This is a genomic window from Alishewanella sp. HH-ZS (genome assembly GCF_001704375.1).
GTDB classification, from domain to species: domain Bacteria; phylum Pseudomonadota; class Gammaproteobacteria; order Enterobacterales; family Alteromonadaceae; genus Alishewanella; species Alishewanella aestuarii.
This window is the reverse complement of the sequence record NZ_LZEJ01000066.1, coordinates 1-11,832: the sequence shown is the minus strand read 5'-3', so window position 1 is coordinate 11,832 and position 11,832 is coordinate 1. Positions and strand designations below refer to the sequence as shown.

The 11,832-nt window shown below is 44.6% G+C and carries 18 protein-coding genes; 1 reads left to right on the top strand and 17 read right to left on the bottom strand.

What is annotated here, in order from left to right:
- Positions 1–143 precede the first annotated feature (143 nt).
- Positions 144–701: a GNAT family N-acetyltransferase gene (locus tag A9165_RS15975; protein WP_065956623.1), complete on the bottom strand. Its 558-nt coding sequence runs from the start codon at positions 699–701 to the stop codon at positions 144–146.
- A gap of 116 nt (positions 702–817) precedes the next feature.
- Positions 818–1,387: a hypothetical protein gene (locus A9165_RS15970; protein WP_065956622.1), complete on the bottom strand. Its 570-nt coding sequence runs from the start codon at positions 1,385–1,387 to the stop codon at positions 818–820.
- Positions 1,388–1,594: 207 nt separating this feature from the next.
- On the opposite strand from A9165_RS15970, the gene A9165_RS15965 reads away from it, so the two are divergent.
- A complete protein-coding gene (locus tag A9165_RS15965) occupies positions 1,595–2,635 on the top strand; it encodes an IS110 family transposase (protein ID WP_065956621.1) in 1,041 nt (346 codons plus the stop codon).
- A 299-nt stretch (positions 2,636–2,934) separates the two neighbouring features.
- Here A9165_RS15965 and A9165_RS16850 read toward each other — a convergent pair whose 3' ends face one another.
- From A9165_RS16850 to A9165_RS15890, 15 genes are all read right to left on the bottom strand, one after another.
- A complete protein-coding gene (locus tag A9165_RS16850) occupies positions 2,935–3,225 on the bottom strand; it encodes a hypothetical protein (RefSeq protein ID WP_141686177.1) in 291 nt (96 codons plus the stop codon).
- A 106-nt stretch (positions 3,226–3,331) separates the two neighbouring features.
- On the bottom strand, positions 3,332–3,679 hold the full coding sequence (locus A9165_RS17255) for a YcxB family protein (protein ID WP_369799996.1): 348 nt from the start codon (positions 3,677–3,679) through the stop codon (positions 3,332–3,334).
- A 201-nt stretch (positions 3,680–3,880) separates the two neighbouring features.
- Positions 3,881–4,741, bottom strand: coding sequence for a hypothetical protein (locus tag A9165_RS15955; RefSeq protein WP_065956619.1), 861 nt, complete (start codon positions 4,739–4,741; stop codon positions 3,881–3,883).
- Between the two features lie 99 nt (positions 4,742–4,840).
- A complete protein-coding gene (locus A9165_RS15950; RefSeq protein WP_065956618.1) occupies positions 4,841–5,209 on the bottom strand; it encodes a hypothetical protein in 369 nt (122 codons plus the stop codon).
- 89 nt (positions 5,210–5,298) lie between these two features.
- Positions 5,299–5,625, bottom strand: a complete 327-nt coding sequence (locus A9165_RS15945) for a hypothetical protein (protein WP_065956617.1) — start codon at positions 5,623–5,625, stop codon at positions 5,299–5,301.
- A gap of 449 nt (positions 5,626–6,074) precedes the next feature.
- On the bottom strand, positions 6,075–6,338 hold the full coding sequence (locus A9165_RS15935) for a hypothetical protein (protein WP_065956615.1): 264 nt from the start codon (positions 6,336–6,338) through the stop codon (positions 6,075–6,077).
- 278 nt (positions 6,339–6,616) lie between these two features.
- Positions 6,617–6,988, bottom strand: coding sequence for a hypothetical protein (locus tag A9165_RS15930; protein WP_065956614.1), 372 nt, complete (start codon positions 6,986–6,988; stop codon positions 6,617–6,619).
- Positions 6,989–7,088: 100 nt separating this feature from the next.
- Positions 7,089–7,367: a hypothetical protein gene (locus tag A9165_RS15925; protein WP_065956613.1), complete on the bottom strand. Its 279-nt coding sequence runs from the start codon at positions 7,365–7,367 to the stop codon at positions 7,089–7,091.
- 27 nt (positions 7,368–7,394) lie between these two features.
- On the bottom strand, positions 7,395–7,742 hold the full coding sequence (locus A9165_RS16710; RefSeq protein WP_083216309.1) for a hypothetical protein: 348 nt from the start codon (positions 7,740–7,742) through the stop codon (positions 7,395–7,397).
- A 101-nt stretch (positions 7,743–7,843) separates the two neighbouring features.
- Positions 7,844–8,404, bottom strand: coding sequence for a hypothetical protein (locus tag A9165_RS15915; protein WP_003245852.1), 561 nt, complete (start codon positions 8,402–8,404; stop codon positions 7,844–7,846).
- Between the two features lie 148 nt (positions 8,405–8,552).
- The gene (locus A9165_RS15910; RefSeq protein WP_065956611.1) at positions 8,553–8,828 is read right to left on the bottom strand and encodes a hypothetical protein; all 276 of its coding nucleotides are present in this window, start codon (positions 8,826–8,828) and stop codon (positions 8,553–8,555) included.
- Between the two features lie 285 nt (positions 8,829–9,113).
- Positions 9,114–9,476, bottom strand: coding sequence for a hypothetical protein (locus A9165_RS17010; protein WP_218060750.1), 363 nt, complete (start codon positions 9,474–9,476; stop codon positions 9,114–9,116).
- Between the two features lie 141 nt (positions 9,477–9,617).
- Complete coding sequence (locus A9165_RS15900; protein WP_065956610.1) at positions 9,618–10,025, bottom strand: GFA family protein; 408 nt, start codon at positions 10,023–10,025, stop codon at positions 9,618–9,620.
- 583 nt (positions 10,026–10,608) lie between these two features.
- Positions 10,609–10,857: a hypothetical protein gene (locus A9165_RS15895; RefSeq protein WP_065956609.1), complete on the bottom strand. Its 249-nt coding sequence runs from the start codon at positions 10,855–10,857 to the stop codon at positions 10,609–10,611.
- A gap of 17 nt (positions 10,858–10,874) precedes the next feature.
- Positions 10,875–11,144, bottom strand: coding sequence for a hypothetical protein (locus A9165_RS15890; protein WP_065956608.1), 270 nt, complete (start codon positions 11,142–11,144; stop codon positions 10,875–10,877).
- Positions 11,145–11,832: the final 688 nt, after the last annotated feature.

Genomic DNA, 11,832 nt, shown 5'->3' with positions numbered 1-11,832 from the left:
TGTTTGAGGAAACTCCGTTTTTAAAAACTCTGTAATTTCTTCTTTGGAAACCACGTTTGGACTCCGGCGAAAGCTAACGCCCCGCGCATGCGCGCGAACTTGTGAGCGTCGCAGGGGCCGCAGGCCCCGAATGACGCGGATTGTTATGTTGTAATGAACTCTGAACGGAGCAAGCCGAAACATTTGAGATCATGATACTTACTCTTCCAATATCCACACTCACGCCGAAGCCCTTCTTCTTTAAATCCAAGCAGACGAAGCAATGATTCAGAGGCACGATTACCTGGAACTGTATCTGCTTGAACTCGATGCAATTCACCACACGGAAGCTTTCCTGTAAATCCAGCACTAATAATAGCGCGCACAGCTTCTGAGGAATAACCTTGTCGCCAAAACTCAGGATGCAAGTCATAACCGATAACGGCATTACGCATTTTACTGTTCCACGAGTTAAACCCGCAGGTGCCTATCAATCGACCAGATGACTTTAACCGGATAGCCCATCTGATGCCCTGTTGTTCTTCATATCTTGACTTAAAAAGACTAATCAAATTGGCAGCTTGGCTATGTTCGCGAAACACATCTAAATCGTAGTATTCGACCACAGATGGATTGGAAAACAAATTGAACAGATCAGCTTCATCATCAACACGAAGTTCTGTAAGTATTAGCCGCTCAGTTTCTAGTGATGGAAATACCATCTAAATTCCTTTTTCAACATAACGCTTTGCTAATTGGCTGCCGCAGCATAGCGTAGGCAGTCCAGTGGAGGCCACGCTGTTTGTGGCCGGAACGAAATTAAGCAATTTGTTATATTTCATTTGCTTGAAAAATCATATTTATCTTTGAAAAACTGCATTTTATTCAGCTCTGATTTTGTAACCAGCCCCTTTCTAACTAACGACGTCGTTTTTATTTTAAGAAACAACTTAAAAAACAGCACGGGAAGTACAATCATTGAGCCAAAGAATATTAACCCCCACCAATCCCCGCTTTTCTGACACTTTATACAAGAATCACCATCAATACCCATGGCAAAAAGAGTAACGAAGCCAATTGGAAATGAACAAAAGAAGCCGAGGATACAACCAAGCACTGCGGTGTTGCTGATGCTTTTCTCGATTTGCTTAAATTTCAAAAACTCTTTGTTATCTTTAAAGAGCTCAGAAGAGGATATAGTTTCTTTTTTCTTTCTGAAACCATCCTTTAGCCTTGAAAACCCAAAGTAAAAAAGCAGGGCTATTACTATCCAATACCCAGCGAAATCATCTGTTCGTGTCGCAATGAACTCCGATTTAGCAAGAGATAAAGTCTTACCCGAAATTAATCCATATATCCCCAGGCCGAGTAACAAAATGCCGCCAAAAGTATGCTTTGATATTTTCACTCCCTCTCCTTGGGCGATAAATAAACAGTGCTACACATCAAAAAATATAACGCTCGCAGCACAGGCCGAAACCCGCGCAGCGGTTGAGGTCCAGGCCACGCAGTGGCCGTTTGTGACTGCAATAACATGGACTCCCCCTCACTATCCGGCATCGACGTGCCACACTGAGAGTGTCTAATCAAACAGTCACAAGTGAGGGGAAGTCGCATGGAACAGTCTATACGTTGTGGGGTCGATATTGCAAAGCTGGTGTTTCAAATTCATGGCGTAAATGCTAACACGGGTGAAACCGTGATGGTGAAAAAGCTCGCCAGACACGAAATGTTGCGCTATTTCGCCAATAAACCTGCGATGCTGATTGGTATTGAAGCCTGCGGCGGAGCGCATTATTGGGCACGTGAGCTGACGAAACTCGGCCATACGGTAAAACTCATGACGCCACAGTATGTCGCACCTTACCGCCGTGGTGGTAAAAATGATGCCAATGATGCCGAAGCGATTTGCGAAGCACTGGCACGGCCGAATATGCGCTTTGTGGCGGTTAAATCTGAATCACAACAGGCGGTATTGGTGATGCACCGCATGCGTGACCAATGGGTGCGCGAGCGCACGTCCTTGATGAACCAAATCCGCAGCTACCTGCATGAGTTTGGCATTGTCATTAATCAGGGTCGTGCAGCACTGGCCAAAACGTTACCACTGGTTGCTGAGCAAGAAGCTTTGCCGCTACTGTTTCGACAAAGCATCGCGGATTTAGCCGATAGGCTAACCGATTTAGAGATGCGCATTGATACGCTAAACAAACGGATTGAAAGCTGGAGCAAGCAAGACAGCTCGGCTCAGGCACTGTTAGCACTATGCGGGGTTGGCAGTATTACTGCTAGCGCCGCTGTAGCTACCGCCGGAGATGTGTCAGTCTTTAAAAACGGCAGGCAGTTTGCCGCCTGGCTCGGTTTAGTGCCTAAACAGAATTCATCCGGGGGTAAAACGCAACTCGGTGCCATCACCAAACGCGGCGACCGCTATTTACGAACATTGTTGGTGCAAGGTGCGCGCACGGTAATGCTTGCGGCCAGCAGAGCGCAAAAGTCTACCCAAACAAATCCGATGTTCGAGTGGATTTATAAGCTGCAAGAACGGCGGCCAAACAATGTTGTCGCCGTGGCAATTGCCGCCAAGCAGGCCAGAATGCTCTGGGCAATCATGGCAAAGCAGCAGCGGCAAGAAGCATCGAGTTTAGCAGCATGATGTAGCAGTAAAAAGAAGTAAAACCGTAAGACAACGACAACTCTCAACCAACGAATTGCACTACAAAGCGGATAAACAAAGCGGCAACGACCGTGCACATGAAGAACCTGGTAACAAGGCTGGTATTTAATACCGTGACTGCGATAAGGAGCTTGTGCGCGAAAGTTATCAGGGCTGGAGCATGGTTAACACCATGAAACTCACGAGCCGAATAGACGTATGCAGTCATTCACCGCCAAGTTTGATCACTTTGTGCTTGCAATAGAGGGGGAGTCCATAGACGCTTGTTAGAGCTATGATTACCAGCCTTCTTTAAGTTTAAAGTCAGTTACAGTTATACCTGTAAAGCTGCATCGATACGTATAATTTGTCCATGCACCAAACCCATTTTGCAGTTTTGCTTTGCCATATACACGTTTGTAATCCAGTCCTTGTCGCTCAACTTCAGTGCTTACTATTTCAGCGGTATGGGTAGCTTGCTGCTGAACTTTTAGATGGCAAGCATCTACATACTCTTGACTGCCGCATCCCGTTAAAGATAACGCCGATATAGCAACAAATACGAAACTTCTCACATCTAACCAATTCAATTTTCTCTCCAAAATCCAAATTGCACAGTAGCTCTAACGCTCGCCTAAGCGGCGAGCAACTTGTTGCGAGTCCAGCGGCTAAAAGCCGCGATGCTTTAGGCGTTTGTTAGGCTCTGACACGGGTTAAAATCCCTTCAAACGCCTGTCGCTCTTCAGTGCTAAAAACCCGATATGGGACGGGGAGCGCGCCACCCGAACGAAGATGAATGAGATAGCAACCTGAGAGGCTATTTACAGCAGAAACTTCATCCCACCCAATAGTCTTGACACCTACTTTACATTCTCGACTAAACCCATCTTCGCCAAAAGTGAACTTACAGATCCCTACTTTTGCAACTTTTATCTTGAAAATTATGGGAATGAATACTGCTGCAAAAGCCTTATTAATAATAGGCCAATTCCATGGCAAATAACGATTTGGAGGCTTCTGTAAAGCAGCTAAATGCAAAGGCATTACATCAAACACCATACGTTTGTACTCAGTAAGCTTGTACTCGACAGTAACGCTAATCGTGTTGCCGGAATGTTTCATAATGAGCCTAACGCCCAAATTTAGCGCGGAAAGCCGCGCAGCGGGTTGACGTCGCAGCCAGCNCAAAACTCCATGTTTTTCTCATTGAATACTCCGTAATTCAGAAAACGTATAACGCCGCGTTCACCGGCTTGTCCGGTGCAACGCCTTGTTATCTTTATTGGGGCTGATTTTCTTTAGGTCTTTATAAAATTCAGCGACTTCTGATAGGCCAGAAGAATCAAGACTTGAAACTAATTTTTTATCGGTTACGATCTCTACCATTCGGTTATAACGCTCTCTCATCCAAGAATACTTCACTCTTAAATCAGCTTTTCCATGATGGCTAGAGCCCATTAAACCCTTTCGGATAATATCACCCAAAATCTCAATATATTCTGGAAAATCGTATTCGGGATCATCTAATTCGGTACGAGCTTTAAAAAAATAATCTATGTAATACATCCCATCCGAATCTTGCTCTAAAAGAGATTCTACATACTTTCTTTCATCATCGGATGAGTGCTGGGATGGCTTGTTTCTTGCTGCAACATCAATAACGTCCCGATCTAGAATTATTCGAGGGTACATAGCAGCTTTAGATTCCAACGTATACGCTTCAACTAACGCAGGACCGAAAAGGTAATCATCAGTATGGATGAACTTTCCTATAGCTACTGCGCCTCTGCACAGAATCTTTCGATAGACTAAGCGCATTATCAAATGTTTGATATCAAGCAATGTGGAAAAAACCTGACTTTCTTCCCCAACTTCAAATGAAATGACAATGGAGTCAGAGAATATTGACACCTTTCTAGATGTCGGCTTTGAAAGTGAATTGTATATCTCGTCGACTTCCCAGACATCCTTTATCGTTTCATAGGCCTTTATTAATGCATCAATATTTTCTTCGTTGTCACTGCCATCCTTGCTTGTGGTGTCATTTAAAAGAGACTTAAACCCAAGGATGTCGATGAACGCAACAACTCTATTTTCATACTTCATAGTTCAACTCTAAAAGATAACGCCCAAATTTAGCGCGGAAAGCCGCGCAGCGGGTTGACGTCGCAGCCAGCGCTTTTTGCTGGCGATAATATTTGATTGTTAGTTGCCAATTGCAGCCTCACCCTTTTGGACTTTACGCTGTAAGTAATAATCTACTGCTTGTGCAAAGTTACCATCCGTATTAGCTGAGCAAAACTCATTTAGCATGGGTAACAAAACCGATTGATACTCACTTTTTGATGCTGGGCTTTTACCTTTAAGAAAACGAACTCCGGCACCGTCAAAATAACCCGCAACCCATGAGTTAATATTTGACGATTTGTGCGAATTGCTCTCCAACTGCTCGATTGCAACATTGCAATCCCAGCTACCTATGCCTGACTGCGACAAATGAAACTCATTAGTTTGTGCACATACTGAAAACGTGAATAGGATTGATACAAAGAGTATTGTTTTGGCTTGCTTCATGACTATTCCTTTGGCAACTAACGCCCGCCACAAACGCGAGCAACTTGTTGCGAGTCGAGCGCCCAACGGGCGCGTTTTGATGGCGCTTGTTAGCTACGTTGCTTGGAAAAGCATACATTTGCGTACAACGCAGCCAATAAAGGGATTACAACTGAAAGACACAAAATTATGCCGCCTTGTATAACAGATAAAAGATTCAATATGAATGCAGCGCTCGATGCGAAAATTAGCAAGCCCATAAAAAATACGCTTGCCCCCATTACTTTTCCTACTAATTCTGGATCTGAGTATGACGAGTCGTCCCAGCTAGCAAGAAAATTACGCTTCTGCTTAACTCCGATAAGATAACCCAGCACCATAAAAGGGATACCGCAAAACAGGCCAAACAGTGCAGCAGCAAGAATTGAACCTTCCATTGATATTTCTCCTAGTAGCTAACGCCGCGTACAGAGGCGCGAGCTTGCGAGCGTCCTGCCGCCGCTTGCGGCGGCGAACTGGTACGCCTGGTTATGTGTTGTGTGACCCTGTTCATTCATTGCGTTTTAACAGCCCGCTTAGTGCATAAGCCCCGATTCGCCAATGGATAATAAATGACGCGAACCACATTGTAATACCCAACACTATAAAAACGTTCTTTGCTTGCTCAAAGCTCCAGTCTAGTGGGAAGCTGAGAATTACAGTTGCTACCGCCATCGCTGCCACTTGGTACAGCGGATAGATGAGCACGTAATGCAATAGCAATGAGGTATATCTATTCATACACATAACGCGTTACTAATGGGCTGCCGCAGCGCAGCGTAGGCAGTCCCGTGGAGGCCACGCTTTTTGTGGCCGGAACGCAATTTAGTAATTTGTTATGTGACATTTAATGTTTAGCAATTGTTGAATGGTGCATAACCCAATAAGCTAAAGCAACAAATACACCACCAACTAAAACAGCCAAAGACCACAACCAAGAATTTACAAATGCTAGAGATCCATGCTCTCTTTGTAATTTGTTGGCGTCGTTAAATACTGCAGCACTGAAAGCGAGATGCACTAAGATGGCGCCTACAATTGGCAAGATATTCCACATTAAGCCAAACGCCATTACTTGGCCTGAGTTTAAACTATTAAAATATAAATCCATTTAGATACCCTTTTTTAAAGATCAGCTTGATGCTGAGAGTCACATAACGCCCGCAGCACGCGCGGCTTTGGAATGGAGGCGAAGCCGCAATGGAAAAGACGTCGCCGTGCCTGCGATTGTTAGCATCACTTGCAAATTGCTCTATCAGTGATAACCCGCAGTGATTTGCATTCAGGACAAAAAAGTCCGATCTTTACTTTTCTTTGAAACCTGTGGCCACATGCTTTACACAGGAAAAAATAAGGAGGCCCTGGATGAAATTTTGGCATTTTAAGCACTCACTTTTTATTCATTTCCATTGAGGCCTCACCAAAACCTTCTGCTTTAGCCGTGAATTTCCTGTCATAACCATTAGTGATGCTTAGAATTAATGCTAAACCTAAAAAAGCAACGGCAGTTATCGCAGCGATACCCATACCAGTTGTTGCAGTTAAGCCAACGACTCCAACAGCGCCACTTACCCCTCCAGTGAAGGGCGTTGCAGCCAAAGCTGCCCCAAGAATAACCAAGGCAGGCTTCGAGACTTTCTTAATCGCTTCGGCCTTATGAATTTTCTCAGCCAGATCACCTTTTACGATTATCTTCTCAACTTTGTTATTAACCGCAGCTTCAAGCTCTTCTTTTGTTCTTACTTCAACTGAGTTGCTCATAGTTTGTACTCCTGGGTGGATTTAGACATGCTAACGCCCGGCTCACGCGCCGGCTTGGAGCCGCGAAGCGGCGGAAAACCGGTCGCTGTGCAGCCGATTGTTAGAAGCTACTCTGCCCATGTGGAAGAGGCGCGGCACCTTTTTCTATTTGCTTCTTCGTTATGTCCGCTTGAGCAGCATGGATTGTTTTTGCCACTTCAGCTTGGTTTTTATCATGATTCTTGTTGTAGTCCGTGTTGTGTTCAGAGTATTTCATTTCAATATCAGCAACCTTGCCGATAAGAGTCGAGTAGGCTTTAACCAGCTCCGTATTGCTTTGATTGTCTTGAATCATTTTCTCAAGAAATTGACGGCAATTATCATAGAACCAAATATTCATGGATTTTCCCATTTTGCGAAACGTTGGCTATTCAGAAAAAGTATGCCCGCAAGCAAGACACTCGTAATTGTTGAGAACAAACTTATCAACCGCTGCACCAGCGGCTCCACCCGCTGCTGTACCAGCAGCTCCACCTGTAAGTGCGCCCAAGACTGCACCAGCCACTCCTCCGGCAGTAGCACCCACAGCGGCACCAACAGGCCCTGCAAATGCACCTACAGCCAATCCAGCCTTTGCACCGGCTGCCGCTCCCGCACCAGCACCTACATAACCAGCAACGCCACCGGCAGCAGCACCCACTCCTGCTCCTGCCTTGGTTGCATAGTTGCGTTTGTTTATTTTCTTCGATTCACAATTCGGGCAGATGATTGCCATGTTTTTCTCCTTCTAACGTTGGAATTCAGCGGCTGCCGTAGGCAGTCCGCTGGAATGACTTGTTAGGCAACAACTCCACTGCCTATGGGTTTATAGCGGATTTACTTAGGTTGGTACTCCAATGATGAATGGTGAAGGTTAATGCGCAAATTTCCCGCATCGTCTTTAACGTAACCCCACGTTTTGTCAACGGTAGTCACTTTCCCATTTTTATCTGTGAAGTGAACTTTCCCCATAGTAATTGCGCTATTGCCATCAAGAAAAATAGCAGAAGTGACAGGCTCACATTTTTTCCAGCCTTTTAGAGCAAAACCTGTGTCGGCAGGGAAGGATGGGTCACCGCCAACGAAATAAGATAGCGCACCGGCACGTGTGGGGCGAAATGTTTGAGGGTTCACCGTGAGCGTAGGCTTAAAGAGTACTGCGCCCATTTGGTAGGCGTAAGCGGAATCTATGACTTTCTCGGCCAATGCTCTCGCTGCTACTTTTCCATCCTTTTCGTATGCGGCGTTGATATCAAGAAGAGCAGCACACCATGCTTGCTGAGCTGTTAATGCTTCCTTCTCTGTTACTGCCTGATTTACAACGATGGGCTCGTTTGCGTTCGCAATATTTGAGGTAAGTGCGACTAATGCTGTTAATGCTACAAGTTTGACTTTCATAGTTGGGAGACCTCTGGGTTGAAAGAATTGGATTGTTGCGTGTTTGACTGTGCCTAACGCAAAGCACACGGGCGGAAAAACGCGCTAGCGTTTGACGTCCCAGCGGCCGCAGGCCGCGAGTGATGCGCCTTGTTATGTGATGACGTCGCTACTTGCATTTGTAAAAAGCCCTAGAGCCAACCTTTTTGTATTCGACCATACCCTTCTCTTGCAAGTGACGGGCAATTGTTGAGAACAACCAGCCAGTTTTGTTATCAGTTACATTTCCGAGTGGGTAAGCATTCTTTGCTAAACCAAGCTGATCTTTAATATAGGTAGCCGGAACCCAACGCTCAGGAAAACCAGACTCTGAGACCGCGATAAATGAATGAACCTCTGAAGCCAATTCGTGAAACAGCTTTTCAACATTCTGCTTATGGCTCATAACTTCCCCCTAATCACATAACACTTATTCGACGGAACTTTCCGTATTTAAAAACGGATTTTTCCGTAAATGTAAATTTGCTTGTAGCTACATTAACTACAAATTTTCGTAGAGACAATATCTTATTGATATTAATTTTTAACAGTAGGCGACAAATACGGAAACATCCGCCTAACGTTTGGCTAAGGGGCGGGCTTTAGCCCGACCCCAGTGAGCGAAGCGAGCGACTTGAGCCAGTTGTTAGGTTGCCAAGCCGTACAGTAGATCCGATGCCAACACCGACTATCAAAAAGGATCAACCGATTCGTCACCAATCCATCCCCAGTAACTCAGTGCCAGTTCCATTGTGGCTGCTTCACCGGCAGGTACACCGCGCCCCTTCAAACGCATTACCTCATCATCAATCCACTGGATAAGTTTCTTTCTGCCGTATGGGCATGGCCCATATGTGTCCTCTAAGGAGTTAGCTACTTTCTGACGCCAATCACCAATTTCAAGAATATCGTCTTCATCTTTGTTCAAGCATTCCAGACAAATGACCTCTTCCTCCGCTTCATCTTCATCCTCTACTTCTGATAAATCCGAGAGGTAAGCTCCGCATTCGTCGCAGTATATTCCCCATGTTCCATCCGGCATTTTTTCCAGCATAAGTATGCTCCACCATGTTTTGCGGCCTATGGACGATGGCTTTTTAAGGCCATAACTCACCTAACGCCCGGTTAAGCGGTGAGCCACGCAGTGGCGAGTCCGGCGACCAACGGAAGCGAACTTGAACCGCTTGTTATGTGTTTATTCATTGCTTTCAAAGTGAGCAAATACTTCGGCTCCAGTCATGTTTTGAGTTTCGTTTGAGAAGCTATAGTATTGAGGTTTTTCGTCAATGAAAATTTGATGACTCAGTTTGTAGTCTGAACTATCATCTAACAGCCCGATCGGAAAGTGATAATGATTAGCTGGCTTTAAAAAGTAAAATAAATGTGTGCCGCATTTAGAGCAGAAACCCCTCTCTGCCCACTCAGATGATTGATAGCGTGTTACAAGCGATTCGTTTGATATGCTTTTTAGTTCGCCGCTGTCGATAGCTAGCATTGGGCCACCAGACCATTTCCGACACATACTGCAATGACACGCAGCTACTTCGGTATTTGATAGTTCGACCTCAAGCTCAACCGCACCACATAAACATTTGCTTTTCATTTTCTCAATCTCTCACTTTTCAGACAGTTGTATGACAAGCCGCACAAGACACATAACGCCTAGCACAACGGCAGTTTGTAAGTTGTGCGTTGTGGAATACTTTTGCGAAGCAAAACCACATAAGCGCGACTTACAAACTGTCCAGCCGCGTAGCGGCGTGTTGCTGCGACTTGTTATACGCACTGAACTTTCAGCGCGTTTTCGTGCAGAACGCACGGTTTATTTTTTGTGATGACCAAGCACCTAAGCCAATTTATTTCACCGAGCTACAGCGCGAATTCTTGCTGAGCGAAGGCGAAACGATTAACCGGCTTCTAGCGTACTTGCCAAGCACTGAATTGCTTCAGGCTTGCGGCAATTCACGATTAAAACACGTTTTCACCAAGCCGGCTATTTTCACCACTTTCCAAGTTTTACCGCGAAACTGGCACAACCTTTAAAGCTCAATTTTCGTATAACGTTAAGCACAACGGCAGTTTGTAAGTTGCGCGTTGTGGAATACTTTTGCGAAGCAAAACCACAAAAGCGCGACTTACAAACTGTCCAGCCACGCAGTGGCGTGTTGCTGCGCCTTGTTAAATTTTTACTTTTCTAGGTTAATTTCTTTTTCAATTGCTTTTTTTGAAAGGACAGCACCGAGAAGCATTAAGCCATTTGAAATTATTTTAGCTGCAATGAGTGTTAGTACAGACGCACCTATTAAAACTAAGCCGGAGCTAAAGTTTTTTGCGAATATAATATATATGCCATAAAAGAAAAAACCAGCCGATAAGATATTTCCAAATAAAGCCAACAGGTAACCCAAACCAGTTAATAACATTCCAATTTTCATTTTATAAGTTCCTATGTTTATTCTTCAGGTTTGCTATTTGATAAAACATAACCAGCGACAGTACCTAGTAAGGCGGCTAGAGTTTCAGGTTGAAATTTAGTTAAAAGCGCAAGTATTAGTATTGTTGGAATGAAAAGGACTACACCTATTGCTTTTAATGTGTTTGGGCCAAATCCTTGGTTTTTTGCCTTCACACGCTTATAGATTATGTTCAGGCCATACAGCATGGTAGCTACAGCGCCAAAGACCGCAAAGAAAGTTACCCATGTGGCAATTTGATTTTCCATTCTCGGTTCCAATTTAACGCCAAGCACAACGGCAGTTTGTAAGGCGCGCGTTGTGGAATACTTTTGCGAAGCAAAACCACATAAGCGCGACTTACGAACTGTCCAGCCACGCAGTGGCGTGTTGCTGCGCCTTGTTATGGCAGCGATGGTTTGAGCTTTTAGAAACTGCGTTTCTGCGAAAAGCTAACCGAAGCTACCGATTAAAAATACAATTGCGATTATTCACCGCAAACTAACTTAGTGGCAACCCATAATGCGAAGTGCGTTTTGTGCTGAATTTCTATTAGCACCGGAACGACACTGCGCCCTTTGAAAATTACGATAAAGCTTAAAAGTATTTGCTTGGCAGAGAATTTCTACGAAGCACGTTAAAAAACAATTCGCACGCTATAACGCTTATTCGACGGAACTTTCCGTATTTAAACACGGACTTTTCCGTAATTGTAAATTTCCCTGTAGCTACATTAACCACAAATTTTCGCAGAGACAATATCTTATTGAGATTAACCTTTAACAGCAGGCGACAAATATGGAAACATCCGCCTAACAAGATTGACTTGACATTTCCCATATAGCTGTATACTTAAACAGTAGTCAAAGAGAGGTGCTATATGGCAACAAAATCCCCTTTTTTAGACTTTGTGGCTGAGGAAATGTATAAGCGCCCTGAGGTATCCCCAGAAATTTT

Coding starts and splice junctions, on each gene's coding strand:
- A9165_RS15975 (WP_065956623.1), bottom strand. CDS start 701: ATGGTATTTCCATCACTAGAAACTGAGCGGCTAATACTTACAGAACTT.
- A9165_RS15965 (WP_065956621.1), top strand. CDS start 1,595: ATGGAACAGTCTATACGTTGTGGGGTCGATATTGCAAAGCTGGTGTTT.
- A9165_RS17255 (WP_369799996.1), bottom strand. CDS start 3,679: ATGCCTTTGCATTTAGCTGCTTTACAGAAGCCTCCAAATCGTTATTTG.
- A9165_RS15955 (WP_065956619.1), bottom strand. CDS start 4,741: ATGAAGTATGAAAATAGAGTTGTTGCGTTCATCGACATCCTTGGGTTT.
- A9165_RS15950 (WP_065956618.1), bottom strand. CDS start 5,209: ATGAAGCAAGCCAAAACAATACTCTTTGTATCAATCCTATTCACGTTT.
- A9165_RS15945 (WP_065956617.1), bottom strand. CDS start 5,625: ATGGAAGGTTCAATTCTTGCTGCTGCACTGTTTGGCCTGTTTTGCGGT.
- A9165_RS15935 (WP_065956615.1), bottom strand. CDS start 6,338: ATGGATTTATATTTTAATAGTTTAAACTCAGGCCAAGTAATGGCGTTT.
- A9165_RS15930 (WP_065956614.1), bottom strand. CDS start 6,988: ATGAGCAACTCAGTTGAAGTAAGAACAAAAGAAGAGCTTGAAGCTGCG.
- A9165_RS15925 (WP_065956613.1), bottom strand. CDS start 7,367: ATGAATATTTGGTTCTATGATAATTGCCGTCAATTTCTTGAGAAAATG.
- A9165_RS16710 (WP_083216309.1), bottom strand. CDS start 7,742: ATGGCAATCATCTGCCCGAATTGTGAATCGAAGAAAATAAACAAACGC.
- A9165_RS15915 (WP_003245852.1), bottom strand. CDS start 8,404: ATGAAAGTCAAACTTGTAGCATTAACAGCATTAGTCGCACTTACCTCA.
- A9165_RS15910 (WP_065956611.1), bottom strand. CDS start 8,828: ATGAGCCATAAGCAGAATGTTGAAAAGCTGTTTCACGAATTGGCTTCA.
- A9165_RS17010 (WP_218060750.1), bottom strand. CDS start 9,476: ATGCTGGAAAAAATGCCGGATGGAACATGGGGAATATACTGCGACGAA.
- A9165_RS15900 (WP_065956610.1), bottom strand. CDS start 10,025: ATGAAAAGCAAATGTTTATGTGGTGCGGTTGAGCTTGAGGTCGAACTA.
- A9165_RS15895 (WP_065956609.1), bottom strand. CDS start 10,857: ATGAAAATTGGAATGTTATTAACTGGTTTGGGTTACCTGTTGGCTTTA.
- A9165_RS15890 (WP_065956608.1), bottom strand. CDS start 11,144: ATGGAAAATCAAATTGCCACATGGGTAACTTTCTTTGCGGTCTTTGGC.